We start from the raw sequence: 23,630 nt of genomic DNA, 5'->3' as shown, positions 1-23,630 counted from the left end.
CCGTGGCCTGCTTGGTGGTGGCGCTCTTGACTCCTGCGTCGGCTCTTGGAGTGGATGGTGATATCGGTGGATTTATTTTTAATTTTATTGTGATCTTTGCGATTATTCAAAGTCGTCATATCCTTCTTGCGCTCATCCTGAGTGGATTGGCAAGTCGAAGCCTTTTATCGCAGAGGTCGGCTACAGCGAGCGAGCTTTGCCTCAGTCTTTCCTCGTCTGCGGTCTTTGCTTTGGTGATGGCCTTGTTTATTCGGCTTGATGGTCATAGATATCTGCAGATCTGCCAAAATGAGGGTGCGGTGTCTTGGCTCTTCTATGTGGCCAGTTTCATCGGTGCTCTTGTTTTGCAGGATGCTTTCTTTTATTTTGTTCATCGCGTTCTGCATCGTCCTTTTCTCTACCGCTTGGCGCACAAGGGGCATCACCGTTCCTCTCAGCCCTCTGTCTGGACGTCCTTTGCGTTTGACCCGGTTGAGTCACTCATTCATGCGATTTGTCTGATCGCGATCGTTGTCATCATCCCGCTGCACCCTGCGACATTGTTTGCTCTTTTGATGACAATGTCAGTCTGGGCTGCTGTTAATCACATTTCTCCCGAAACCTTGCCAGATGATTTCCCTCATCACTGGCTTGGTCCTTGGGTCATCGGCCCACTGCACCATTGCATTCACCATCGCAAACAGACGCTGCACTACGGCCTCTACTTCACGTTCTGGGATCGCGTCTTCCGTACGCAAGCCGAGGACTACGCCTTGCGTCTCGAGGCTGTCCAGAAGCGGTCTGCATCGTCCAATCTCCCGTCTTAGGTCGGTTGCGGGTGAGCTTTTCGACGCCTGCCGCCTTTAGCGCCGTTTGCGTTTCTCCCGCTCGCGTCGGTTCGCTTTGCGGGTGCCTCCGTATTGGTAGCCAGGCAGTGAGCTCTGTCGCTGCCAACAGCTGGGGCAGGCGAAGCGCCAGCTGGCACTGGCCTGGGTGCGAATCCTGTAGTGCAGGTCCCCAGGCTGCTGGCAGAAGTCGCAGTTCATGGCTTGCGGAACTCCATCCACCAGCCGCTGCCTGGACCTTCCACCATCCAGCGCCGTCCCCAATTGTGCTCGGAATAGCGCTGGGCTTGGCCGCTGCCGATGGCGGTCGTGACGTAGCCGCCCCCGATGAGATCAGCTTCGCCGTTGGGGTCATGCATCAGAAAGGTTCGTCTGCTCGGATCCCAGCCCACAACCACGCTCCAGTGCCCCACACCGGTTGGCTGCTCCACCGATCCGAGATGCAGCCAGCCCACCGGCGCTGGGATGCCTTGCTGCAGTGACGCGATCAGGTCTTTGATCGATCCATCCTGGCGGAACTGGGCCTCCAGGCCGCAGGCTTTGATCGCCTGCAGTTGGGCGGTTGCCTCCGTGCTCTCGCCATAGCGCAGCACCAGCTCGAGGTACTGGTCGTCGATCTGTCTGCCGCCTTGAAAGAACCCGGGCCGCAGGAACTCCACCGCCATGGCGCAGCTCGAGCTGAAGCACATGCGCGGGCCCTGCGTTGTGGCGCTGTTGTTCTGGCAGCAGTAGGGCACCGCCAGGGCGATTGAACTGTGGCGTTCGGCGTGTTGAATCTCGGCGGCTCGGCGCTGGATCAACCCTGCCAGGGGGCCGCGGGATCCCCGAATCCAGCGGGGGAGCTCCTCGCGGATCACCCGTGCTGGTGCTTCTCCAGCCAGAAGCCGCCTGCGCAGGGTGGATCGCTGCAATGCCCCTGCTCCGACGTTGAAGCAGAAGCTCAGCAGCGCATCCCACTGTCCCTGGCTCAGTGGCACGCCCGCTAGCAATGTCTCGAGGGCGCGCCCGCTGTCTTTGAGGTCCGCCAGCAGCCAGCGTTCAGCCTGCCTCTGGCTGATCGTTAGCCCCGCTCTGACGTCTGTACCGGTGTGGCCGTAGCCAATGCTCCAGGGCTCTCCGCCACTGCCGGGATCGGGATAGGCCACCAGCCGGCAACCCTCGAAGGTTTTGAGCAGGTCCAATCCGGCAGCGCTGATCTCCATGGCGAAGGGGGTGAAGGACCCTGAAGGGTTCCGGCCCCTTGGCTATCGATGCTGCAGACAGTGCCCATCCGGCTCTGCAGCATGGGCCGATCCAGTACGCCTTCATGAGTCCGATCTTTCCCTGCCGGGGGTGCGGAACCTTCATTGAGCGCTCCACCCAGCACTACCGCCGGGTCGAAGGTCAGGTGCTCTGCTCCACCTGCCTGGATGCCCGGGTGGAGTCCAGATCCAGTGCGGCCGAGCCACTCTTCAGGATTCTGGCTCGGATCAATCGACGTATTCGCTGCTTTGTAGAGGGATAGCTCTCAAGCGCGTCTGCAGAGTCTTGGCGCAGTAGGCAGCGATGGTCTCTAACTGATCCTGTCTTTGAGCTGAGCACCAGTGCCAAGACCTAGGCCGACCACTGACGCTGTCCTCACGGCGATGTCAGGGTCAGGAGCATGGGTCGAATCGATAACTTGATTGCTTGCGCGCGCCGGGGTCAATGCCTGCCAAGCCTCTGCCCAATACCGGTGCTGTGAGCGGCCTGAAGGAAGCCTTCGATTTCTTTGGCGATCCGAGCTTTGCCCAGCGGCGTTTTGAAACCTATGGCGATGTCTTCGCCACAAAGCTGCTGGCCCAGCCGATCGTGTTCATCCGCGGTGAACGGGCGATCAACGATCTATTCAGCCAAAGCGAGTCCCTGGAAGGTTGGTGGCCGGAGAGTGTGAAAAAGCTGCTGGGCAGCCGCTCCCTGGCTAACCGCAACGGAGCGGGCCACAAAGCCCGTCGGCGCGTGGTGGGCCAGTTGTTCTCTAGTGCAGCCCTCACCCGCTACACCCCATCAATCATTGGCCTGGTGGATGAACTCGCAGAGGAGCTGATTACTGCTGATGGCCCAGTGCCCTTGGCAGGGCGGATGCGCCGCTTTGCCTTCGCCGTGATCGCCACCACGGTGCTTGGGCTCGATGCAGGCAGCCGAGACGCATTGTTCGCTGACTTTGAGATCTGGACCAAGGCCCTCTTCTCGATTCCCTTGGCGATACCTGGCACACCCTTTGCCCAAGCCATGGGCGCCCGCCAGCGGCTGCTGAACCGCATCAAGGGCGTCTTGAAGGAGGGCAGCAACAAAGGCGGCCTGGATCTCATCAGTGGCGGCCTCGATGAGGCAGGGATCCCGTTGGATGACGACGATCTGGCCGAGCAACTGTTGCTGCTGCTCTTCGCTGGTTACGAAACCACCGCCTCATCGCTGAGCTGCCTATTCCGCGCCTTGCTCATGCATCCCGAGGTGATGCATTGGCTGCAGAGCGATGTGAGGGCCTCTCCATGGCCAGCGGCCACATCGCCGCAATCGGAAAAGCTGGATGCCACCGTGATGGAGGTGATGCGGCAAACACCCCCGGTGGGCGGCTTCTTCCGCCGCAGCTTGCAGGCCATTGAGCTGGCCGATGTGGTCGTACCAGAGAACAGCGTGATCCAGGTGGCCCTCACGCCAACAGCGACCAGCAGCGGAACCGATCTGACGCAGTTCCGTCCGCAGCGCCATCTCGATGGATCGTTTGATCAAACCCTGCTGCCCTTTGGTGGTGGCGAACGGGTCTGCTTGGGTAAAGCCCTAGCCGAACTGGAAATCCGGCTGATGGCCGTTGGGCTGCTGCAGCAGGTGCAGCTGCAGCTGCTGCCAGACCAGGATCTTTCCTTGCAGCTGGTGCCTAGCCCCACTCCACGCAACGGCCTGATGGTCACCGCAAAACAGCACTAACGCCATGCGCAGTTTTGAACCCGACGAGCTCGATCGCATCATCGAGATGGCTTGGGAGGACCGCACCACCTTTGAGGCAATCAACTACCAATTCGGAATTTCTGAACAGGAGGTGATCGAGCTGATGCGCCAGTCGATGAAGGCCTCGTCGTTCAAGATGTGGCGCAAACGGGTGAGCGGGCGGCAAACCAAACACGACGCCACCAGCCACTCCAACCGCTTCCGCGCCAAGTGCCACAAGTGAGCTCAGCAACACTTCAGCCAACCACTGGACGTGCCGCTGATCTGAGGCCATAACCGCCGCTTCCGGGGTTCGTTGTGCTCCCTTGGCCGAGACGGAAGACCCTGCCGAGTCCTCGCATCACTCCCGACCTCAGCTCAACGTTCTCGCCAGGATGCCTTGAACCACTCTGTTTCTCTGCCAGTTCTCAATGTCACTGCTGCTGGTTGCCTCATTGCTTCTGGGTCTGCTTTGGGTGACACAGACCCTGGTGCGGCGTGGAATGGATGACGGTTCCGGGGGATCGGAAGACTGATCCGACCAGTGATCGCGGTCGGCCTACACCAACCACCTACCGACCGGCGCATTTCTCTGGAGTTGGCGGGGCTGTTGCGCTGTCTGCCAGTGCCCCTCACCTGCGCCTCTGTCTTCGCAGGAGTTGCTCCGGCACTGCTCTTGGGCATGAAAAAACCCCTAGTGCTCGACTCAGGGGTCTGCTCTCCCTACCCATCGGAGTATCCCGATGAACATAGGTTGGCGGCTCAGGTCGACGTTGCAATTAGTACGTCTACTCATTGATGGGAAGCCGTGAACGACGCTGATGCCTGACTCAACACCCTGCCCCAACAAGCTGCACACCCCTCAGCAGTCCTAGAGGCCCGATCGACTGGTTCACTCGCCCAACGACGAGGAGCTTGCAAAAAATCAGCCGATCTAGTACACCTGTACTTCCAGTGTGGTGGGGTGATGGAGGAGGCCTGGCTGAGGGATCCAAGGGCCGGTTGGCAGGTGCGGTTCCACAAGGATCAGCGGACTTGGGGCCGCGAAACGTGGGTGTTCGTGGATACGGGCAAGGCGATGCCTGACCATCTGCCCCTTCTCAAGGAGCGCTATCACCTGCGCCGAGCCGATGCCCGTGTTCTCTGGGAGGGGCTGATGGCCTGCGGCTGGCTGAAAACCAGGCCGGCATGGGGTGTCTATGCGGAGCCCTGAGGGTGCACCGCGGCCAATAAAAAAGCCCCGCCGAAGGCAGGGCTAGGGGTCAGGAACAATCCGGGCGTCTGTCCTCGTTTCGACTCCGGATGAAGTTCCTCACTCCTCACACAGATGAATCTTCTCTCCCAACCGACGGGACGCCAGTCGCACGTGTGCGGAGATGTGACTGCCACCCCACATGGCCTTGTGGTGTCTTAGGACAGATCTGGAACATCACGTTCCTCCTCACACCACCTGAACGCTCCTTCGCGGGAGCGTTTTTTGTCTTTGAACGCTCAGGGCTGAGCCATGAAAAAAGCCGGTCACCAGGCCGGCTTTTTTCTCCCTGTGCTTGCCAAGGCACACCTTGGTCATGGCTCATCTCGGCCGCATCGTGCAACTGGTCGCTCGTTAGCCCCGGAACCCTCCGGTGTTCATTGCTCGAGCACCGATGCAGTCCCGTCGCTTACTGGTTTGCCTCTCAGCTGGGATCTTGGCCTTCCAAGGTTTCACGCTTGCGTTCGATCTGCTCAATTGCACGGCCCTGACCTGGGCTCAGTTGCATCGCTCGGGCCTGCTCGAACAGGCTTCGGAGCTGCCTGCTAGCTGCAATCGCCCAAACGGCCGGATCGATGAAGTCGTCAACCACGGGCTCAGTGTCCTCTCTGGCTTGGCCTTGGGGAGTTCAGTGAAGGGCCAGGGGCTGGGAGCTGCCCCTTCAACTCAGGTTGATCTCAATACGTTGAAGACACCACAGCGCTGATCTTCGATGGCAGCTGACAGCAAAGGGATGTCCAACTGGGTCCTCCCCTTTGAGTCGGTGGGATTGGAGTCCATTCCCGTGGTGGGAGGCAAGAACGCTTCCCTCGGGGAGATGATTCGATCCCTGGGTCCATGCGGGATCTGCGTTCCAGCGGGCTTCGCGACGACTGCCGCCGCCTATCGCCACCATCTGCAGACCGCAACACTCCGGCCCAGGCTGCATCAGCTCCTCGATGGATTGGATGTCGCTGATCTGCCGCAGCTCCAACGGGCTGGCCTGGCCGCTCGAGAGCTGCTGCTGAGCGCACCTCTCCCCCGTGATCTGGAGCAGTCCATTGCCGAGGCTTATCAGCGCCTGGGCTCTCCAGCGGTGGCTGTGCGATCCAGTGCCACCGCTGAAGATCTGCCCGATGCCTCCTTCGCTGGCCAGCAGGAGACCTACCTCAACGTGAGGGGAGAGGCTGATCTATTGGAGGCCTGCAGGCAGTGCTATGCCTCCCTGTTCACCGATCGCGCCATCTCCTATCGCCAGCTGAACGGCTTCGATCACTTCAGCGTGGCGCTCTCGATCGGTGTCCAGCGGATGGTGCGCTCTGACCTGGCTTGCTCGGGCGTGATGTTCAGCCTCGATACCGAGAGCGGTTTCCGAGAGGCCGTGTTGCTCACCGCCGCCTACGGCCTTGGTGAGAACGTTGTGCAGGGGGCGGTCAACCCAGACGAATACCTGATTTTTAAGCCCACGCTGCAGCAGGGCTTCGCTCCGATCGTCAGCAAGCGGCGCGGAGCCAAGGCGATCCGCATGGTTTATGGCGAGCGGGGCACACCCTGCAATGAACCTGTTCCGGAGGACGAGCGGCAGCGTTTTGCCCTTGACGATGCCGAGGCGCTGCAGTTGGCCCGCTGGGCCTGTCTGATCGAAGACCACTACAGCCAGAAGCGCGGACAATCCACCCCGATGGATATCGAGTGGGCCAAGGACGGAACCACAGGAGAACTTGTCATCCTCCAGGCCCGGCCAGAGACCGTGCAGTCGCGTCGCACGGCCAACGTGTTGCGCACCTGGAGCCTGCAGCCCCACCAGGCGCCGCTGCTCTGCAGGGGGCGTGCCATCGGGACATCAGTCGGTCAAGGTCCTGCGCGAATCCTGAGGCATCCCAGCGAGATCAACCGCTTTCAGAACGGAGATGTACTGGTCACAGAGCGGACCGATCCTGACTGGGAACCGATTCTGAAGCGGGCCAGTGGAGTGGTGACCAACCAGGGAGGGCGGACCTGCCACGCGGCAATCATTGCCCGGGAGATGGGCATCACTGCGATCGTTGGAGCGACTGATGCCACTGAGGCCATCGACGATGGAGAGATCGTCACCCTGAGTTGTTGCGAAGGCGATGAGGGCCGCGTCTATCGCGGCGCTCTTCCCTTTGATCTGGCCGAGCGCGATGTGGGCGACCTGCCACCAACTCGGACCAAGATCTTGATGAATGTGGGCAATCCCGAGGCCGCCTTCAATCTCGCGGCGATTCCCTGTGATGGGGTCGGCTTGGCCCGTTTGGAATTCATCATCGCCAACCAGATTCGGGTGCATCCGATGGCCTTGCTGCAGACCGATCGGGTCATGGACGGACAAGAGCGGGACGCGATCCTTCAGCTGAGCGCTGGCTATCTCCATCCCTCCGAGTACTACGTCGATCGCCTCGCCCAGGGCATGGGCCGTCTCGCGGCGGCGTTTTATCCCAAGCCAGTCATCCTGCGTTTCTCTGATTTCAAGAGCAATGAATACGCCAAGTTGCTTGGTGGAAGCAGCTTTGAGCCGATCGAGGAAAACCCAATGATTGGCTGGCGGGGAGCTTCCCGCTACGACGCTCCGGGATTCCGAGATGCCTTTGCTTTGGAGTGTCAGGCGCTGCTGCGGGTGCGCGAGCAGATGGGGTTGGTCAATGTGATTCCCATGATTCCCTTCTGCCGCACCCCGGAGGAGGCAGATCGGGTTTTAGCCGTCATGGCTCAAAACGGATTGGTCCGTGGGGAGCGGGGACTCGAGGTCTATGTGATGTGTGAGGTGCCAAGCAATGTGATGGCGGGGGAGGCCTTTGCTGAATGTTTTGATGGCTTCTCGATCGGCTCCAATGACCTCACCCAGCTGACCCTTGGACTTGATCGCGATTCGGCCCTGGTGGCTGATCTGTTTGATGAACGCCATCCAGCGGTGTTGGAGATGCTCCGTCTGGCGATTCGCACGGCAAAGCGTTGCGGCCGCAAGGTCGGCATTTGCGGGCAGGCTCCAAGCGACTATCCCGAGTTCGCGGCTTTTTTAGTGAAGGAGGGGATTGATTCCATCAGCCTCAACCCCGATGTTGTGATCAATACGCGAATGCGTGTCGCCGAGTTGGAGCAGAACTGCAGCGAAGCTTGAGCCTGCGATTGGCCTGTGCTTCTTAGCGTGAAGCCATGGGCGGGGTGTGCTTTCCATGCCGCAAAAGGTTGATTCCCTTGAGCGACTTCTGAGGCGCTTTGGCGGGCAATCCCATGGCCTGATCGAATTATTGAATGCGGCCCAGGAACGCGATGGCTATCTCAGTGAGCCCTTGCTGCGTGATCTGGCGCAACGGTTGCAGTTACCCCTGAGTCGCGTTCAGGCCACCGCCAGTTTCTATCACCTGTTTCGCTTCACTCCACCGACTCCCCACCGCTGCCGGGTGTGTACCGGAACGGCTTGTTTTGTGCAGGGGGGCGGCCAACTGCTAGCCGAGTTGCAACGGCAGCCCTTGTCCTCCATGGGTGTCGAGCTCGGGCAGGTGCGCTGCATCGGTACCTGCAGTGGTGCCCCCTTGGTGGTGGTGGATGAGGAGGTCTGGAATCACCAAAGTGGCGAGACCGTGCTGGCCGGATTAAGGAGGCTGAGGACGTGAGGAGCTGCCTGCGGGTTTGCAGCTCAGCCGGTTGCCGCAGTCGTGGTGGTGCGGTGTTGCAGCGAGCCCTTGATCGAGTCGCACGTGGTTTCCCTTCACGCCTCAGGGTCAAGGGCGTGGGTTGCTTTGGTCCGTGTAGTGCGGGACCGCTCTTCAGCCTGGAGCTACCGGATTCCTCCGGAGGGGAACGGCTCTGGTCAGCGCTGAGCTCCGGCCCCGCGGAGATCGCCGAGAGCCTGGAGCGGGCCGCTGAACACCAGGCCCTCGAGGACTGGCAACCAGCCAATGCCCAGGAATTTCTGGCGAGTGACCCCTTCTGGATTGGGCAACGTCGATTGGTCCTGGCCCGTTGCGGCCGACTCGATCCCACCTGCATCGACGATGCCCTGGCCCATGGTGCCTATGCGGTCTTGCATCGCGTCCTTGCGCAAGACGACCCAGAGGCCGTGGTTGCAGAAGTGCGCTCCAGCACCCTGCGTGGACGCGGCGGCGCCGGTTACCCCACGGGTTTGAAGTGGGCCGCCGTCGCTGCGATGCCATCTGGCAAGAAGTGTGTGGTCTGCAATGCCGATGAGGGGGATCCCGGTGCCTTCATGGATCGCACCCTGATGGAGGGGGACCCCCATGCACTCCTCGAGGGCATGGCCATTGCGGCCTTCGCCGTAGGTGCCCAGATCGGCTATATCTACGTGCGGGCGGAATACCCCTTGGCGATCGAACGGCTACGCGTTGCCATCGATCAGGCCCAGGAACGGGGGTGGCTGGGGTCGTCCATTTCCGGCCAGGCCTTCAGCTTTGCGATCGAGCTGCGGGTTGGGGCTGGTGCCTATGTCTGCGGCGAGGAAACGGCCTTAATGCAGTCGATCGAGGGGCGCCGTGGAGTCCCTCGCCCGCGACCTCCCTACCCAGCCGCCGAGGGTGTTTTTGGCTGGCCCACCCTGATCAACAACGTGGAAACCCTGGCCACGATCCCGCCATTACTTCGGGATGGGGTTGGCTCCTATGGCGTCGGGACCAAGGTCTTCTCCCTGACCGGTCACCTGCATCGCTGTGGCGTGGTGGAGGTGCCGATCGGAACGCCGCTACGCCTCCTTGTGGAGACCATCGGCGGGGGCGCTCCCCAGGGCCGGCGGATCAAGGCTGTGCAAACCGGAGGGTCCTCCGGCGGTTGCCTTCCCGCCACTGCTCTCGATACACCAGTTGACTACGAGACCCTGAGAAATCTGGGCTCAAGTCTGGGTTCAGGAGCAATGGTGGTGATGGATGAGTCCACCAACATGGTGGAGCTCGCCGCATTTTTCATGGCCTTTAGCCGTGAGGAGTCCTGCGGGAAGTGCATCCCCTGCCGCTCGGGCACGGTGCAACTTGAGATGCTTCTGCGCAAACTGCTGGAGCGGCGCGGGACAACGGCGGATCTTGCCGCCCTGGAAAGCCTCTGCCAGACGGTGGCCAGCGCGAGCCTGTGTGGTTTGGGGCAAACCGCACCGAATCCTGTGCTCAGCACACTGCGTCACTTCCGCAGTGATTACTTGGCCTTGCTGCGGGAGCCATGAGTCGCTGTCAGCTCTGGATTGATCAGCGCCCGATTCAGGCTCCATTGGGGACGACCTTGCTGCAGGCCATCCGGAAAGCGCAGATCCCACTGCCCACGCTGTGTCACTTGGAGGGGCTGTCGCCGGTGGCGGCCTGTCGGCTCTGTTTGGTGGAGGTTGAGGGCCAGCCAAGGCCACTGCCCGCCTGCATCACCAGCGTCTCGGAGGGACTGCGCGTGCAGACCAACACTCAACGGTTGCAGGAGATGCGTCTCACCCTGACCGAGTTGCTCTTCACGGAAGGCAACCATGTCTGCGCTGTCTGTGTGGCCAATGGCCATTGCGAGTTGCAGGACCTAGCGGTTCAGGTCGGCATGGACCACAGCCGTCTTCCCTATCGCTATCCGGATCGCTCTGTTGATCTCTCTCATCGGCAATTCGGGCTTGACCACAACCGCTGCATCCTCTGCACCCGCTGCGTGCGGGTGTGCGCTGAGGTGGAGGGCGCGAGCGTCTGGGATGTGGGCTGGCGTGGGGAGCGCTGCCAAATCATTGCCGGCTTAGCTGAGCCTTGGGGTTCCGTTGATGCGTGCACGAATTGCGGCAAGTGTGTTGAGGTTTGCCCCACGGGAGCCCTGTTTCGAAAAGGCGAGGGCTGCGAAGAGAAACAGGACGACCCAGCGCGCCTGACTGCACTCATGCAGGCTCGCCTGCGCCGGGAGCAGCCATGACTCGCTTCTCCGGTGCCAAGCCCCGTCTGGCGACCGTTTGGCTGGGTGGCTGTTCCGGCTGCCACATGTCCTTTTTGGATCTCGATGAATGGCTCATTGAGCTGGCCAACCAGGTGGAGATCGTCTACAGCCCGATTGCCTCTGACCAGAAAACCTTCCCCGAGGGCGTGGACATCGCCCTGGTGGAGGGGGCTGTGGCCACGACCGACAACCTGGACTTGCTGAACATTGTCCGCGCTCGTAGTCGCACCCTGATCAGCTTTGGCGACTGCGCCATCAGCGGCAATGTGACCGCCCTGCGCAATGCCTCTGGCGGCCCTCAGGCGGTGCTTCAACGCGCCTATCTCGAGTTGGCTGAGAACACCGCCCAGCTGCCCCATGCACCCGGCTTGATCCCGGACCTTCTGGAGACGGTGCGCCCCGTCCATGAGCTGGTGCCGGTTGAGGTTTACCTACCGGGATGCCCCCCATCCGCGCAGCGGATTCGTCTCGTTCTTGAGGCGTTGTTGCAGGGGAAGTCGCCGCGCTTGGAGGGCCGCGATCAGATCCGATTGGGGTGACGTGTTTTTGATGCGAACGATCCGTATTGATCCGGTGACCCGCATCGAGGGCCACGCCAAAATTTCAATCCAGCTGGACGACCAGGGAGCCGTCGAGAGCGCCCAGCTGCACGTCGGAGAGTTCCGGGGCTTTGAAGCGTTTTGCCGCGGACGTCCCTTTACGGAAATGGCGGGAATCACCGCCCGTATCTGTGGAATCTGTCCGGTGAGTCACCTACTGGCGGCGGCGCGGACCGGTGACAAGCTTTTGGCGGTCTCGATTCCACCGGCGGCTGAGAAGTTGCGTCGCTTGATGAATCTTGCCCAGATCATTCAGTCCCACGCGCTCTCTTTCTTTCACCTGAGCAGCCCTGACTTGGTCTTGGGTTGGGATAGCGATCCTGCGCAGCGCAACTTGTTTGGCCTGATTGCCGCCAACCCGGATCTGGCTCGCAATGGCATCCGCCTGCGGCAGTTTGGCCAGGGCGTGATCGATCAGCTGGGGGGTAGGAAGATTCACCCGGCCTGGGCCGTGCCAGGTGGGGTTCGCAGTCCCTTGAGCCGCTCCGGCCGAGATCAGATCTGCAGCGGTTTGCCCGAAGCCTTCGTCGTGGTGGATCACGCCTTGGCGTTGTTGAAGCAGTTGCTCGATCAGCAACTGCGCGAGGAACTGGAGGTCTTCGGGGCTTTCCCTTCTCTGTTTCTTGGCCTGGTGGCCCACGGGGATCGCTGGGAGCATTGCGATGGCCCCAGCTGTCTCGGCATTCGCGTGATCGATAGCGAGGGGCGGCGGTTGGCCGATGGCCTGCAGCCTGAGCACTACTCCAGTTGGATTGCCGAGTCCGTCGATGCCTCGAGCTACCTCAAAGCGCCCTACTACCGGCCCTTGGGACCGGAGGCTGGCGCCTATCGCGTCGGTCCACTGGCCCGCCTGAATTTGTGTGAGCGGATTGGCACCGACAGGGCTGATCGGGAGCTGATGGAGTTCCGTCAGCGTGGTGGCCGGGTGGTGACGGCCTCCTTGCTGTATCACCTAGCGCGCTTGGTGGAAATCCTGGCCTGTCTCGAGCAGATGCAGCAGTTGCTCGATGATCCTGAGATCACCGCAACCCATGTGCGTGCCCACGCGGAGCTGAATGGCCGTGAGGCTGTGGGGGTTGGCGAAGCGCCTCGCGGCACCCTGTTGCATCACTACTGCGTCGATGACAACGGTCTGATCGCGCAGGTGAATTTGATCATCGCTACGGGGCAAAACGTGCGGGCGATGAATCGCACCATCACCCAGATCGCTCAGCACTACCTCCATGGATCACGTCTCCAGGAGGCGCTGCTGAATCGGGTGGAGGCTGGCATTCGCTGCTACGACCCCTGCCTTTCCTGCAGCACCCACGCCGCCGGTCAAATGCCTCTGCAGCTGCAGCTTTGGAGTCGTGATGGCCAGCTGCTCCAAGAGCTCATGCGGGGATGAGGAGCTGCACATGAGTCAGGCACTCCCCCTGATCGTCGGCATCGGACAGGTTTTCCGTGGCGATGACAGTGCTGGCCATCGCATCGCCATGGCCCTGCAAGAGGAGGATCCGGCTGGCTTTCGCGCCCTCGCCGTGCACCAGCTCCTGCCCGAGCTCGTGGCTCAGGTGCATCAGGCCAGTCGGGTCTTGTTTATCGATGCCACGGTTGATCCCCGGCGTTGCCTGCAGTGGGCCGCTCTCGCCGTTGAACCTGTTCAGGCGGCACTGCTGAGCCAGCCGTTCAGTCATCAGCTCAATCCCGAGGGGGTGCTGGCCTTGACCCTGGCGCTCTATGGCCATCACCCACCGGCTTGGCAGTTGCTGATCCCCGCTCTCCAATGGCGCCACGGTGATCGGCTCTCTCCCTTAACGGCGACGAGCTGTTCCGCCGCCTTGGCCTTGTCTCGGGCTTGGGGAGTGGGCCATGCATGAATTGGCGCTGATGGAGGAGCTCTATCGCTTGGCCTCTGAAGCCGCTCAGCGGGAGGGGGCCAGTCGCATGGAGCGGGTGCACCTGCGGATTGGAGATCTCTCCGGAGTCGATCCTTCTGCGCTTCAGCAGGCCTTTTCCGTGGTGGTCTCCCAAGGCTCCTGGGGTGAGCCAACGCTTCAGCTCGAGCGCGTCCCCACGCGTTGTTTCTGCAGGTCGTGCCAGTCCCCCTTCGCTCCCAGGGATTTGATCTATGCCTGCCCGCTTTGCGGGCTGTTGTGCGCTGAGGTGCTCCAGGGACGAGAGCTGGAGTTGGTGGCTTTGGAGGTGACCTGAATGTGCGGAACCTGTGGCTGCGAACCCGATCCGGCCCCCCGACGTCTGGTGCTCCAGCAACGACTGCTCAGTCGCAACAGCCTTCAGGCAGAGCTGAATCGCGCGCAGTTTCGTGCCAATCGCGTGCTGGCAGTCAATGTCCTGTCGGCACCGGGCTCGGGCAAGACGGCACTCCTTGAGCAGATGGCACGGTTGTGGCCGATGGGTCCACTGGCCGTGATCGTGGGGGACCTGGCGACCGAGCGCGATGCCCAGCGCCTTCAGGCCGCTGGTGCTCGTGCGCTTCAGATCTGCACGGGTGACCTCTGTCATCTCGATGCCGCCCTGGTCAGTGCGGCCTGGGGTGAGCTCGGGTCGGATGATCTACGGCTGTTGATGATCGAGAACGTGGGGAATCTGGTTTGCCCGGCGGCTTTCGATCTCGGCGAACAGCTCAGGATTGCGATCCTCTCCGTCACCGAAGGGGAGGACAAACCCCTGAAATACCCGGCCCTTTTTAAGGGGGCGGATGCCGTCGTGCTCAACAAGATCGACTTGGCTAAAGCGGCTGATTTCGATCGACAACTGGCCATCGCCAATCTGGCGGCGGTTGCGCCTCAAGCCCGCTTGTTTGAAACCTCCGCTCGCCTGCAGCAGGGGCTCGATGGCTTGATCAGCTGGTTGATCGATGAGCTTGAGCACTGATCAGGCCCTGTCTTTGGAGCTGCAGGGGTTGGTGCAGGGCATTGGTTTTCGCCCCGCCGTTGTCCTCCGCGCCAGACGGTTGGGCTTGAGGGGGTGGGTGGCCAATAGTCCCAAGGGTGTTGTCCTCGAGGCCCAAGGTCCCAGGGCTCTGCTGCAGCAATTTTTGGATCAGTTGCTGGAGCATCCGCCGGATCTTTCCAAGATCACGGCCGTCCAGAAGCGTTGGCAACCCATCGTCGAGCTGGCCGACGAGTTCCAGATTGTTCCGTCCTCCCGCGGCGGATCCGTCTCTGCCTTGCTCAGTCCGGATCTAGCGATCTGCCTGGCCTGCCAGGCGGAGTTGATGGATCCAGCCAGCCGCCGTTTCCGTTACCCCTTCATCAGCTGTACCCACTGCGGCCCCCGTTACAGCGTGGCCCGGGCCTTGCCCTTCGAGCGAGAGCACACCAGTTTTTCGGCCTTCCCCCTCTGCGATGCCTGCTCCAGGGAGTACGCCAACCCCGTCGATCGGCGCTTCCACGCCCAGACAATCAGCTGCCCGAACTGCGGCCCGCAATTGTTTTGGAATGGAGCTCGCCTTGGGCTGGATGACGCCCTTGAAGCTGCTGTTGCCCTCCTGCGAGAGGGTCAAGTTGTGGCCCTTCAAGGCATCGGTGGTTTTCAGCTCCTGGCTGATCCCCGTTCCCGGGAGGCGATCGCCTCACTCCGGCTTCGAAAAGGGCGGCCTGAAAAACCGTTCGCCTTGCTCAGTCAGCCGCAGTGGCTCGATGACCTGTGCCATGGGGTGGAATCTGAGCTGGGTCTGTGGCACTCCCATGCCGCCCCGATCGTGTTGATGAGGCGGCGCGAGAACGCCGCCGTTGTTGATGGGGTCATGGGGGCTAGCCCTTGGCTTGGGCTCATGCGTCCTGCGGGAGCCCTGCAGCACTTGTTGCTGGATCACTTTGGCGCTCCCCTGGTCGCCACCAGTGCCAACCGATCCGGAGAACCCATTGCGGCCAACGCCGAGAAAGAGCAGGGACTGCTGGCACAGCTGGCCGACGCGGTCTTGAGTCACGAGCTCGCGATCCTGAATCGCATTGACGACAGTGTCATTCGCCTGGCGGCCAATGGACCGTTGGTGCTCCGTTTCGGACGAGGCTTGGCGCCACGGGCGATCACGCGGAGCAATGCAGCCCGCCAAACCCTGGCCCTGGGCGCCGAATCCAAGGGGGCACTGGCGCTCTCCCAAGCGGATCAACTGATCCTCAGTCCTGACCTGGGTGAGACCAGCAGTTGCACCGGTGCGGACCATTTGGAGGCGACCACCAGGCAATGGCTCCAACTCCATCGGCTAACGCCAATCCAACTGCGCTGTGACCAGCATCTTGGCTATCGCTCGAGCCAATGGGCTCAGCACTGGAGTCATCAAGATGGCTTGCCCTTGCAGACCGTGCAGCACCATCAGGCCCATCTCCTCGCGGTGATGGCTGAACACGGCATCAGGGAGCCAGCGCTTGGGGTGGTGTGGGATGGCAGTGGCCTGGGGGCTGATGGAACGCTCTGGGGCGGTGAGGCCCTGCTGGTGTCTGGGCATGGCTACCGCCGCTTGGGGCATCTGCGGCCCTTTGGCCTGGTCGGGCTCGAGCGTGCCCAGCGGGAACCCCGTCGAGCGGCCCTTGGGCTATTGGTTGAGGCCTATGGCGTCGACTGGCGCGAACGGCTCAGCAGCCTGCCGCATCTGCCCTGGTCGTCGGCCTTTGAGTCCAATGAAGCCGACCTGCTCGAGGCGTTGCTCCAGGGCGGCACCCAAAGCGGGGCGGTGGTTGTGCGGTGCTCGAGTGTGGGCAGGTTGTTTGATGCGGTTGCAGCTCTGCTTGGTGGCCCCCAGTGCTGCAGCTATGAAGCGCAAGCTGCCCTTGCCCTGGAGGCGTTGGCGATGAGCGCTCAGGAGCAACAGGTTGATCAGGTCAAAACAGCCTCAGCCCGTCGCTATGGGTTGCGACTCCACCATCAGCAAGCTGAAACGCCCTGGCACTGGGATTGGCGGCCATTGCTGGAGGCCATTCTGAGCGATTTGGAAGCAGGACTTCAGCGTCCCTGGATTGCCTTGTACTTTCACCAGGCCTTAGCGGATGCGATCGCTGAGTTCGCACGGCTGGAGGGTGCTCGGCAACTTCTGTTGGCGGGTGGTTGTTTCCAAAACCGAGTGCTGTTGGAGATGACCCTGGAGGCCCTTCAGGCGCGAGGCATTTGCGGGGTGTGGAGTCAGGCCTTGCCCTGCAATGACGCGGCGATCCCGCTGGGGCAACTCATCGCTCTGCCCTAGATCCACTGCAGCAGCAGCTGGAGTAGCCGGACTCTCCCTAGACCCAGATCAATGCGGCTGGGTTGTGCCATGTGCCTCGCCATTGCTGGCGCGTTGGTCAGCACCAACAACCACCCAGACCCCCTTTGGCGCATGGGGGAGGTGTGCTTTTCGGGGGTGATGCGGCAGGTGAGCTTGGCCTGCGTCCCTGAGGCCCAGGTGGGTGATCAGTTGCTGGTGCACGTGGGACTGGCGTTGAAGGTGATGGAGCCAGAGCCATGAGTGCGGCTCAAGCCTGGATGGATGGCAACGAGGCGGTCGCCCATGTGGCCTATCGCCTCAATGAAGTAATCGGCATCTATCCGATTACCCCTGCCTCTGCCATGGGGGAGTTGGCAGATGCCTGGGCCGCTGAAGGTCGGCCAAATCTCTGGGGGCAGGTGCCCGAGGTGGTGGAGATGCAAAGCGAAGGGGGTGTCGCCGGCCTGGTGCATGGGGCCCTGCAGGCCGGGGCCTTGAGCACCACCTTCACCGCATCACAGGGACTGCTCTTGATGCTGCCCAACCTCTACAAAATTGCTGGTGAGCTCAACGCAGCCGTTATCCACGTCGCCTCCAGGGCCTTGGCGACCTCGGCGCTCTCGATCTTTGGAGATCACAGTGATGTGATGGCAACCCGCGGAAGTGGATGCGGTTTGCTCTGCTCGGCCTCTCCGCAGGAGGCGGGGGATTTTGCCGCCATCGCCACGGCCGCCAGCTTGCGGGGCCGGGTGCCCCTGATCCATTGGTTCGATGGCTTTCGGACATCCCACGAGATGCAGCGGGTCGATCGGATCGATGACTCGGTCTTGCAGGTCCTGATGGATGCCTCAGCGATCGCTTCCCACCGGGCTCGCGCCCTGACGCCGGATCACCCCGTCCTGCGTGGCACCAGCATGAATCCGGATGTGTGTTTTCAGGCCCGGGAGGCGGCCAACCCCTACTACGAGCGGATGCCGCTCGTGGTGCAGGACGTGATGGATCAGTGGGCTGATCTCACGGGCCGCCGCTACCGCTTAGTCGACTACGAGGGCGACCCTCAGGCCGAGCGCGTCCTGGTGCTAATGGGAAGTGCTTGCGAGACCGCTGGATCCACCGCCCAGGCTCTGGTTCAGGCCGGTGAGCGGGTTGGAGTGCTGAAGGTGCGTTTGTACCGCCCCTTTGCTCCGCAGGCTTTCTTAGGGGCTTTACCCACCAGCACTCGGCGCATTGCCGTCCTGGATCGCTGCAAGGAACCCGGTAGCCAAGGGGAACCTCTTTATCTCGATGTTCTGGCGGCCATCAGTGAGCACTGGCGCGGTTCGGAGCGGCCTGAGGTTCTGGCCGGTCGTTATGGCTTGGCGTCAAAGGAGTTCACCCCGGCGATGGTCAAGGCGATCTTCGACAACCTGGCGGCCCCTCAGAGCCGGAACCACTTCACGGTGGGCATTGTTGATGACCTCACCCACCACTCTCTGCCTGTTGACGCCGACTACGAGTTGGAAGATCCCGATGGGTTGCGAGCGGTGTTTGTGGGCCTTGGCTCCGACGGCACCGTTGGAGCCAATAAGAACACCCTGAAGATCATCGGGGAAGCCACAGGTCTCTGCGGCCAGGCCTACTTCGTTTACGACTCCAAGAAGGCCGGCTCTGTCACGGTCTCTCACCTGCGCTTCAGTCCAAGGCCGATTCGCTCGAGCAGCTTGATTCGTCGGGCCCAGGTGGTGGCTTGCCATCACTGGGATCTGTTGTCGCAGTTCGATCTGCTCGATTTGGCCTCCGAGGGGGGCACTCTGCTGCTGAACGCCCCCTACCCAGTTGAGCGGTGTTGGGGAGAGCTTCCTCAACGCATTCAGCAACAGATCCAGCGCAAGGGGCTACGGGTGTTTGTGGTAGATGCCACGGCGATCGCTGAACGGCATGGCCTCGGGCCAGCGATCAACACCGCTCTTCAGGCCTGTTTCTTTGCCGTTTCGAAGCTGGTCCCGCTGACGGCTGCGACTGCAGCGATGCGCGACGCGATTCAGGCCAGCTACGGCCGCAAGGGAGAACGGATTGTCACGGCCAACCTCGCGGTGATCGAAGACGCCCTCGCTCAGGTCCAGCAGCTGAGGTACCCCGAGCATGAGGACGGCGCTGAGCCATTGCCCGCCATACCCCTCTCGGCGGCGATGCTCGAGGCCCCGGCAGAGGTGCGGGAACTCCTGCTGCCGCAGATCCAGCGTGCCGGTGATGCGATGCCTGTGAGTGCCCTGCCCTGTGATGGCACGTTCCCAACGGCTACCAGTCAGTGGGAGAAGCGCAATATCGCGGAGCAGGTACCTGTGTGGGAACCGGATCTCTGCGTGCAATGCGGCAAGTGCGTCTTGGTCTGTCCCCATGCGGTCATTCGGGCCAAGGTGGCTGGGGCTGAGGCCTTTGCGGGGGCCCCGTATGGTTTTCTGCAGACTCCAGCCCGCCACCAGCATTGGCAGGGTCAAACCTTCACCATTCAGGTTTCGGCAGAGGACTGCACCGGCTGCAGCATCTGCGTTGAGGTGTGTCCCGCCCGAGACCGCGAGTGGCCTCGCCGCAAAGCCATCAACATGGCGCCCCAGCGACCACTGCGGGAGTCCAGTCGAGCCAACTGGAGCTTCTTCCTCGGCCTGCCGGATGTCGAGCGCAGCACGCTGAACCCGTGCCAGATCAAAGAACAGCAACTGCAGCAGCCGCTGTTTGAGTTTTCTGGGGCCTGCGCCGGCTGCGGTGAAACCCCTTACCTCAAGCTCGCCAGTCAGCTCTTTGGTGATCGCATGGTGGTGGCCAATGCCACCGGTTGCTCGTCGATCTACGGCGGGAACCTCCCCACGACTCCCTGGGCGGTGAACGGCGAAGGGCGAGGGCCGGCCTGGAGCAATTCGCTCTTTGAAGACAACGCCGAATTTGGAATGGGCTTTCGGGTGGCGTTTGATCAACGCCACAGTCGCGCCTGCTCACTCCTGCAGCTCTGCCGAGATCAGCTCCCGGATGCCTTGATTCGGGAACTGCTTCAGGCCGATCAACGTGATGAGGCCGGAATTCACGAGCAGCGCGCCCGTGTGGCAGAGCTCAAGACGCATCTAACGCACCCCTGCGGAGCGGCCAAGGAGCTTTTGGACCTGGCGGATGACCTGGTCAAACGCAGCGTTTGGGTTGTTGGTGGTGATGGCTGGGCCTACGACATCGGCTTCGGCGGCCTCGATCACGTCTTGGCTAGCCAGCGGGATCTGACGGTGCTTGTTCTCGACACCGAGGTGTACTCCAACACCGGGGGGCAGATGTCAAAGGCGACCCCCAAGGGCGCCGTGGCCAAATTTGCCAGTGCGGGCAAGACCACAGCCAAAAAGGATCTGGGCCTGATGGCGATGTCCTACGGCCATGTCTATGTGGCCAGCGTGGCGATGGGGGCCCGCGATGAACACACCCTTCGGGTGTTCCTGGAGGCGGAGGCCTACCCAGGTCCCTCACTGATCCTGGCCTATTCCCATTGCATCGCTCACGGCATTGACATGGCCCGGGGCATGGCTCACCAGAAGCAGGCGGTGGAGTCCGGACGTTGGCTGCTTTACCGCTACGACCCCCGTAGGGACTACCCCCTGCAGCTCGATTCTCCAGAGCCAAGCATGCCGCTCGATCAATCCCTAGAGGCCGAAAATCGCTTCCGCATGCTCCGCTATAGCCATCCCGAGCAGGCGAAACGACTCATCCAGGAGGCGGACTCTGACCGTCGTCGTCGCTGGGAGCTGTATCAAACGCTGGCTCAGAGGAAGGGGCCATGACCAATCCTTTGGCCACGCGCTATCTGGGATTGGAGTTGCCCTCCCCGCTGGTGGTGGGTTCGGCGGCGCCCCTCAGCCTTGATCTCGACCGGCTTGAGCAACTGCAAGAGGAGGGGGCCGGGGCTGTGGTGCTCCGCTCCTTATGTCTTGATCAGGGCGAACGGGATTGGCAGGAGTGGTTGCACCATCAACGGAATGCTCGTCAGAGCCATCCAGAAGCGGAGAGCTACTTGCCCTGCACCGAACCGCTTCATTTGGGCTTGGATGGCTACCTGGAGGAGATTCGCTCCGCGCAGTCCCGGCTGTTGATCCCCGTGATTGCCAGTCTCAATGGTTGCCATGGCGGCCCCTGGGTTGAGGCCAGTCAGGCCGTCCAGCGAGCAGGAGCCCATGCGATCGAGCTGAACCTGTACACCGTTCCAAGCCAGACCCAGCGGAGCAGCGCAGAGCTAGAGGACGAGCAAATCCAGATCGTCCAGCAGGTGACGGCTGCGGTAAGCCTGCCCGTTGCGGTGAAGCTCAGCCCCTGGTACACGGCGTTGGCCTCGATGGCCCAGCAGTTCTCCCAGGTGGGAGCGCAATCCCTGGTGTTGTTCAACCGCTTTTACCAACCAAACGTGAATATCGAGACCCTCGAAACGGTGTCTCAGCTTGATCTCAGCAGCCCCGTGGATCAGCGTCTTGCCCTGCGCTGGATCGGATTGCTGTATCAGCGGGTGCCCCTCGCTTTTGCGGCGAGTGGCGGGGTGGCCACGGGTGACGATGTCGTGCGGATGGTGATGGTTGGCGCGCAGGTCACCCATGTGGTCAGCGCCCTACTGCGCCATGGCCCTGGGCATTTGCAGAGGATGCGCGATCAGTTGCTGCAGTGGCTGGAGCAGCATCGAGTTGAGCGCCTCTCCAGTTTGCGGGGAAGTCTCTCTCTGCTGCGCTGCCCTGATCCAGAGGCGTTTGAACGCGCCCAGTACTGGCGAGCGATCAGCAGTTACAGCCTGCCGCGGGAGCAGTTGATCTGATGCCTACTACCCAGGCCCTGCTGGAGCAGATCCATCAGCGCTGCACCCGTCCCTGGACGCTGATGGAGGTCTGTGGTGGTCAAACCCATGCCCTATTGCGTCATGGCATTGATCGCTTGTTGCCAAGGTCGATCGAGCTCATCCACGGCCCGGGCTGCCCCGTCTGCGTCACCCATACCCAGCTGGTGGATCAGGCCTTGGACTTGGCTACCCGAGCGGATGTGGTGCTCTGCTCCTACGGCGACATGTTGCGGGTGCCCGGCAGTGATGGTCGCGATCTACTCGGTCAACGGGCCCTGGGAGCAGATATACGAGTGATTTATTCGCCACTCGATGTGCTCGAGATCGCTCGATCAGAGCCCGATCAGCAGGTGGTGTTCTTTGCCGTTGGATTCGAAACCACCGCCCCAGCGACCGCTCTCCTGGCTCAACGCACCCTGGCTGCGGGCGTTTCAAATCTGCGCCTACTGCTGGCCCATGTGCGGGTGGCCCCGGTGCTGGACCAATTGCTATCGGATCCGGTGTGTGCCGTGCAAGGGGTTCTCGCCGCCGGCCACGTCTGCACGGTGATGGGGATGCCGGAGTACGCGGAGCTGTCCCTGCGTCATCGGTTGCCGATTGTGGTGACCGGCTTTAGCCCGGAAGCGCTGTTGCGGGGCATCCAGCGCTGTATCGATCAGCTGGAGCGGGGGGCCTACGGAGTGGAGAACGCCTACGCCGATGCGGTGGAACACCGAGGCAATCACGAGGCCCGTCGCCTACTGGAGGAGGTGTTTGAACCGATTGATACGTCATGGCGCGGCCTGGGCTCAATCACGGCGGGGGGATACCGCCTTCGGCCCCCCTTTGATGCCCTCTCCTTGGTGCCCTCCAGCTTGGAGGTGAAGGAGCCTTCGCCGGACCTCTGCCCGAGCGGTTTGGTTTTACGCGGTCTTCTGAATCCCTGTGACTGTCCCCGCTTTGGCTGTGAGTGCACCCCTGAGAAGCCCCTTGGAGCACCGATGGTCTCGTCAGAAGGTGCCTGTGCGGCCTACTACCGCTACGCACGCTGAGCCATGGTTCTGGGGGAGACGATCCAATTGGCCCATGGCGGAGGAGGTTCCCTCAGTCACCAACTGATCGAAGAGTTGTTGGTGCCTGCCTTCGGCCCGGCCGACGGGGTGCTGCACGATGCAGCTGTCTTGACGAGTCCTGGGAGACGGCTGGCCTTCACCACCGATTCCTACGTGGTGCGCCCTCTGTTCTTTCCAGGTGGTGACATCGGTCGTCTGTCGGTTTTGGGCAGCGTGAACGATCTGGCCATGGCCGCTGCTCGCCCCGTTGCCATGAGCTTGGGTTTGATTCTTGAGGAGGGCCTGGCCATGGCCACCCTTGAGAGGGTGGTCGACTCCATCCGCCTGGCGGCACAGGAGTGCGGCGTGCCGCTGCTCACCGGGGACACGAAGGTGGTGGAGCACGGCAAAGCGGATGGGTTGTTCATCAACACCAGCGCCATTGGGGTGCTGGAACACCCCTGCTCCAGTCATCCATCGCTTGTACGTCCAGGGGACGCGGTTCTCGTCAGCGGCGATCTCGGTCGCCATGGATTGGCGATCCTGGTCTCACGTGGTGAGTTGGGATTGCGTTCTGGGTTGGAGAGCGATTTGGCTTCCCTTCAGCCATCGGTGCAGGCCTTGCTGCTGGCGGGGGTGGAGCTGCACTGCTTGAGGGATCTCACCCGTGGCGGCTTGGCCAGTGCCATCGATGAGGTGGCACGCGCTGCTGGCTGTGACGTGGAATTAGACGAGGGGGCGATCCCCATTCACCCTTCGGTTGCTGCAGCTTGCGACCTCTTGGGTCTTGATTCTCTGGCGATGGCGAATGAGGGCCGGATGCTGCTGATTTGTCCCCCATCGGCGGTTGACCAGGTGCTGAATGTGCTCAGGCAATACAGACCAGAAGCGGCCTGTGTTGGTGAGGTGATGCAGCCTCTCGATCACGCTTCGTCGCTGCGACAACGGCATCCGGTTTCCCTTCGCAACAGCTTGGGCGTTCTACGACCCTTGGAGGTGGGTCGTGGTGAGCATTTACCTCGGATTTGTTAGAGCTCTTGTTTTTGATCGCTCTCAACGGTGGC

23 protein-coding genes are annotated in these 23,630 nt (G+C 61.8%); 20 read left to right on the top strand and 3 right to left on the bottom strand.

The features are described 5' to 3' along the window. The first annotated feature begins 2 nt into the window (after nt 1-2). Nucleotides 3-806, top strand: a complete 804-nt coding sequence (locus tag MY494_RS03695; RefSeq protein WP_247911400.1) for a sterol desaturase family protein — start codon at nt 3-5, stop codon at nt 804-806. A gap of 36 nt (nt 807-842) precedes the next feature. On the opposite strand, the gene MY494_RS03690 is transcribed toward MY494_RS03695, so the two are convergent. Together MY494_RS03690 and MY494_RS03685 are read right to left on the bottom strand one after the other, a co-directional pair. Continuing rightward, nucleotides 843-1,025: a hypothetical protein gene (locus MY494_RS03690; RefSeq protein WP_247911399.1), complete on the bottom strand. Its 183-nt coding sequence runs from the start codon at nt 1,023-1,025 to the stop codon at nt 843-845. Beyond that, nucleotides 1,022-2,026: a lysozyme gene (locus MY494_RS03685; protein ID WP_247911398.1), complete on the bottom strand. Its 1,005-nt coding sequence runs from the start codon at nt 2,024-2,026 to the stop codon at nt 1,022-1,024. The genes MY494_RS03690 and MY494_RS03685 overlap by 4 nt, the downstream gene beginning before the upstream one ends. 104 nt (nt 2,027-2,130) lie before the next feature. Here MY494_RS03685 and MY494_RS03680 point away from each other — a divergent pair, with 104 nt between their 5' ends. The 4 genes from MY494_RS03680 to MY494_RS03665 all read left to right on the top strand — a co-directional run bounded on the left by MY494_RS03680 (nt 2,131) and on the right by MY494_RS03665 (nt 4,983). Continuing rightward, entirely contained in the window at nt 2,131-2,328 is a 198-nt protein-coding gene (locus MY494_RS03680) for a hypothetical protein (protein ID WP_247911397.1), read from the top strand. Nucleotides 2,329-2,510: 182 nt separating this feature from the next. After that, the gene (locus MY494_RS03675) at nt 2,511-3,770 is read left to right on the top strand and encodes a cytochrome P450 (RefSeq protein WP_247911396.1); all 1,260 of its coding nucleotides are present in this window, start codon (nt 2,511-2,513) and stop codon (nt 3,768-3,770) included. A 4-nt stretch (nt 3,771-3,774) separates the two neighbouring features. Beyond that, nucleotides 3,775-4,014, top strand: a complete 240-nt coding sequence (locus MY494_RS03670) for a TIGR03643 family protein (RefSeq protein WP_247911395.1) — start codon at nt 3,775-3,777, stop codon at nt 4,012-4,014. A gap of 723 nt (nt 4,015-4,737) precedes the next feature. Further along, nucleotides 4,738-4,983, top strand: coding sequence for a DUF1651 domain-containing protein (locus MY494_RS03665; RefSeq protein ID WP_247911394.1), 246 nt, complete (start codon nt 4,738-4,740; stop codon nt 4,981-4,983). 463 nt (nt 4,984-5,446) lie between these two features. On the opposite strand, the gene MY494_RS03660 is transcribed toward MY494_RS03665, so the two are convergent. Next, the gene (locus tag MY494_RS03660; protein WP_247911393.1) at nt 5,447-5,614 is read right to left on the bottom strand and encodes a hypothetical protein; all 168 of its coding nucleotides are present in this window, start codon (nt 5,612-5,614) and stop codon (nt 5,447-5,449) included. 120 nt (nt 5,615-5,734) lie between these two features. Between MY494_RS03660 and ppsA the strand changes: the two genes are divergently transcribed. The 15 genes from ppsA (at nt 5,735) to hypE (ending at nt 23,598) form a co-directional block, all read left to right on the top strand. Continuing rightward, nucleotides 5,735-8,140 carry a phosphoenolpyruvate synthase gene (ppsA, locus tag MY494_RS03655; RefSeq protein ID WP_247911392.1) on the top strand — a complete coding sequence of 802 codons (2,406 nt, stop codon included), beginning with the start codon at nt 5,735-5,737 and terminating at the stop codon, nt 8,138-8,140. A gap of 55 nt (nt 8,141-8,195) precedes the next feature. After that, nucleotides 8,196-8,636, top strand: a complete 441-nt coding sequence (locus tag MY494_RS03650) for an NAD(P)H-dependent oxidoreductase subunit E (protein ID WP_247911391.1) — start codon at nt 8,196-8,198, stop codon at nt 8,634-8,636. Further along, complete coding sequence (locus MY494_RS03645) at nt 8,633-10,189, top strand: NuoF family protein (RefSeq protein WP_247911390.1); 1,557 nt, start codon at nt 8,633-8,635, stop codon at nt 10,187-10,189. The genes MY494_RS03650 and MY494_RS03645 overlap by 4 nt, the downstream gene beginning before the upstream one ends. After that, on the top strand, nt 10,186-10,899 hold the full coding sequence (gene hoxU, locus MY494_RS03640) for a bidirectional hydrogenase complex protein HoxU (protein WP_247911389.1): 714 nt from the start codon (nt 10,186-10,188) through the stop codon (nt 10,897-10,899). The genes MY494_RS03645 and hoxU overlap by 4 nt, the downstream gene beginning before the upstream one ends. Then, nucleotides 10,896-11,459: an oxidoreductase gene (locus MY494_RS03635; RefSeq protein WP_247911388.1), complete on the top strand. Its 564-nt coding sequence runs from the start codon at nt 10,896-10,898 to the stop codon at nt 11,457-11,459. Before hoxU ends, MY494_RS03635 begins: the two co-directional genes overlap by 4 nt. Before the next feature lie 7 nt (nt 11,460-11,466). Then, the gene (locus MY494_RS03630; protein WP_247911940.1) at nt 11,467-12,906 is read left to right on the top strand and encodes a Ni/Fe hydrogenase subunit alpha; all 1,440 of its coding nucleotides are present in this window, start codon (nt 11,467-11,469) and stop codon (nt 12,904-12,906) included. Nucleotides 12,907-12,916: 10 nt separating this feature from the next. Further along, on the top strand, nt 12,917-13,378 hold the full coding sequence (locus MY494_RS03625) for a hypothetical protein (RefSeq protein ID WP_247911387.1): 462 nt from the start codon (nt 12,917-12,919) through the stop codon (nt 13,376-13,378). Then, nucleotides 13,371-13,712: a hydrogenase maturation nickel metallochaperone HypA gene (locus MY494_RS03620; protein ID WP_247911386.1), complete on the top strand. Its 342-nt coding sequence runs from the start codon at nt 13,371-13,373 to the stop codon at nt 13,710-13,712. The genes MY494_RS03625 and MY494_RS03620 overlap by 8 nt, the downstream gene beginning before the upstream one ends. Next, nucleotides 13,713-14,396 carry a hydrogenase nickel incorporation protein HypB gene (gene hypB, locus MY494_RS03615; protein WP_247911385.1) on the top strand — a complete coding sequence of 228 codons (684 nt, stop codon included), beginning with the start codon at nt 13,713-13,715 and terminating at the stop codon, nt 14,394-14,396. Then, the gene (hypF, locus tag MY494_RS03610) at nt 14,380-16,704 is read left to right on the top strand and encodes a carbamoyltransferase HypF (RefSeq protein WP_247911384.1); all 2,325 of its coding nucleotides are present in this window, start codon (nt 14,380-14,382) and stop codon (nt 16,702-16,704) included. Before hypB ends, hypF begins: the two co-directional genes overlap by 17 nt. Before the next feature lie 69 nt (nt 16,705-16,773). Next, nucleotides 16,774-16,965, top strand: coding sequence for a HypC/HybG/HupF family hydrogenase formation chaperone (locus tag MY494_RS03605; RefSeq protein ID WP_247911383.1), 192 nt, complete (start codon nt 16,774-16,776; stop codon nt 16,963-16,965). Next, nucleotides 16,962-20,498 (top strand): pyruvate:ferredoxin (flavodoxin) oxidoreductase, encoded by a 3,537-nt coding sequence (gene nifJ / locus MY494_RS03600; RefSeq protein WP_247911382.1) that lies wholly within the window; start codon nt 16,962-16,964, stop codon nt 20,496-20,498. The genes MY494_RS03605 and nifJ overlap by 4 nt, the downstream gene beginning before the upstream one ends. Next, nucleotides 20,495-21,514, top strand: coding sequence for a dihydroorotate dehydrogenase-like protein (locus MY494_RS03595; RefSeq protein ID WP_247911381.1), 1,020 nt, complete (start codon nt 20,495-20,497; stop codon nt 21,512-21,514). The genes nifJ and MY494_RS03595 overlap by 4 nt, the downstream gene beginning before the upstream one ends. After that, the gene (gene hypD / locus MY494_RS03590; protein ID WP_247911380.1) at nt 21,514-22,566 is read left to right on the top strand and encodes a hydrogenase formation protein HypD; all 1,053 of its coding nucleotides are present in this window, start codon (nt 21,514-21,516) and stop codon (nt 22,564-22,566) included. The genes MY494_RS03595 and hypD overlap by 1 nt, the downstream gene beginning before the upstream one ends. A 3-nt stretch (nt 22,567-22,569) precedes the next feature. Next, nucleotides 22,570-23,598, top strand: a complete 1,029-nt coding sequence (hypE, locus tag MY494_RS03585; RefSeq protein ID WP_247911379.1) for a hydrogenase expression/formation protein HypE — start codon at nt 22,570-22,572, stop codon at nt 23,596-23,598. The last annotated feature ends 32 nt before the right edge of the window (nt 23,599-23,630 follow it).

The sequence above is a fragment of the Synechococcus sp. A10-1-5-1 genome (assembly GCF_023115425.1).
In the GTDB taxonomy this organism is placed as follows: Bacteria; Cyanobacteriota; Cyanobacteriia; order PCC-6307; family Cyanobiaceae; genus Vulcanococcus.
This window is presented reverse-complemented; position numbering and strand designations above follow the sequence as displayed.

Excerpts from the sequence above, each read along its gene's own strand:
- MY494_RS03690 (WP_247911399.1), bottom strand. The coding sequence starts at position 1,025 with ATGAACTGCGACTTCTGCCAGCAGCCTGGGGACCTGCACTACAGGATT.
- MY494_RS03685 (WP_247911398.1), bottom strand. The coding sequence starts at position 2,026 with ATGGAGATCAGCGCTGCCGGATTGGACCTGCTCAAAACCTTCGAGGGT.
- MY494_RS03680 (WP_247911397.1), top strand. The coding sequence starts at position 2,131 with ATGAGTCCGATCTTTCCCTGCCGGGGGTGCGGAACCTTCATTGAGCGC.
- MY494_RS03675 (WP_247911396.1), top strand. The coding sequence starts at position 2,511 with ATGCCTGCCAAGCCTCTGCCCAATACCGGTGCTGTGAGCGGCCTGAAG.
- MY494_RS03670 (WP_247911395.1), top strand. The coding sequence starts at position 3,775 with ATGCGCAGTTTTGAACCCGACGAGCTCGATCGCATCATCGAGATGGCT.
- MY494_RS03665 (WP_247911394.1), top strand. The coding sequence starts at position 4,738 with ATGGAGGAGGCCTGGCTGAGGGATCCAAGGGCCGGTTGGCAGGTGCGG.
- ppsA (WP_247911392.1), top strand. The coding sequence starts at position 5,735 with ATGGCAGCTGACAGCAAAGGGATGTCCAACTGGGTCCTCCCCTTTGAG.
- MY494_RS03650 (WP_247911391.1), top strand. The coding sequence starts at position 8,196 with ATGCCGCAAAAGGTTGATTCCCTTGAGCGACTTCTGAGGCGCTTTGGC.
- hoxU (WP_247911389.1), top strand. The coding sequence starts at position 10,186 with ATGAGTCGCTGTCAGCTCTGGATTGATCAGCGCCCGATTCAGGCTCCA.
- MY494_RS03635 (WP_247911388.1), top strand. The coding sequence starts at position 10,896 with ATGACTCGCTTCTCCGGTGCCAAGCCCCGTCTGGCGACCGTTTGGCTG.
- MY494_RS03625 (WP_247911387.1), top strand. The coding sequence starts at position 12,917 with ATGAGTCAGGCACTCCCCCTGATCGTCGGCATCGGACAGGTTTTCCGT.
- MY494_RS03620 (WP_247911386.1), top strand. The coding sequence starts at position 13,371 with ATGCATGAATTGGCGCTGATGGAGGAGCTCTATCGCTTGGCCTCTGAA.
- hypB (WP_247911385.1), top strand. The coding sequence starts at position 13,713 with ATGTGCGGAACCTGTGGCTGCGAACCCGATCCGGCCCCCCGACGTCTG.
- hypF (WP_247911384.1), top strand. The coding sequence starts at position 14,380 with ATGAGCTTGAGCACTGATCAGGCCCTGTCTTTGGAGCTGCAGGGGTTG.
- MY494_RS03605 (WP_247911383.1), top strand. The coding sequence starts at position 16,774 with ATGTGCCTCGCCATTGCTGGCGCGTTGGTCAGCACCAACAACCACCCA.
- nifJ (WP_247911382.1), top strand. The coding sequence starts at position 16,962 with ATGAGTGCGGCTCAAGCCTGGATGGATGGCAACGAGGCGGTCGCCCAT.
- MY494_RS03595 (WP_247911381.1), top strand. The coding sequence starts at position 20,495 with ATGACCAATCCTTTGGCCACGCGCTATCTGGGATTGGAGTTGCCCTCC.
- hypD (WP_247911380.1), top strand. The coding sequence starts at position 21,514 with ATGCCTACTACCCAGGCCCTGCTGGAGCAGATCCATCAGCGCTGCACC.
- hypE (WP_247911379.1), top strand. The coding sequence starts at position 22,570 with ATGGTTCTGGGGGAGACGATCCAATTGGCCCATGGCGGAGGAGGTTCC.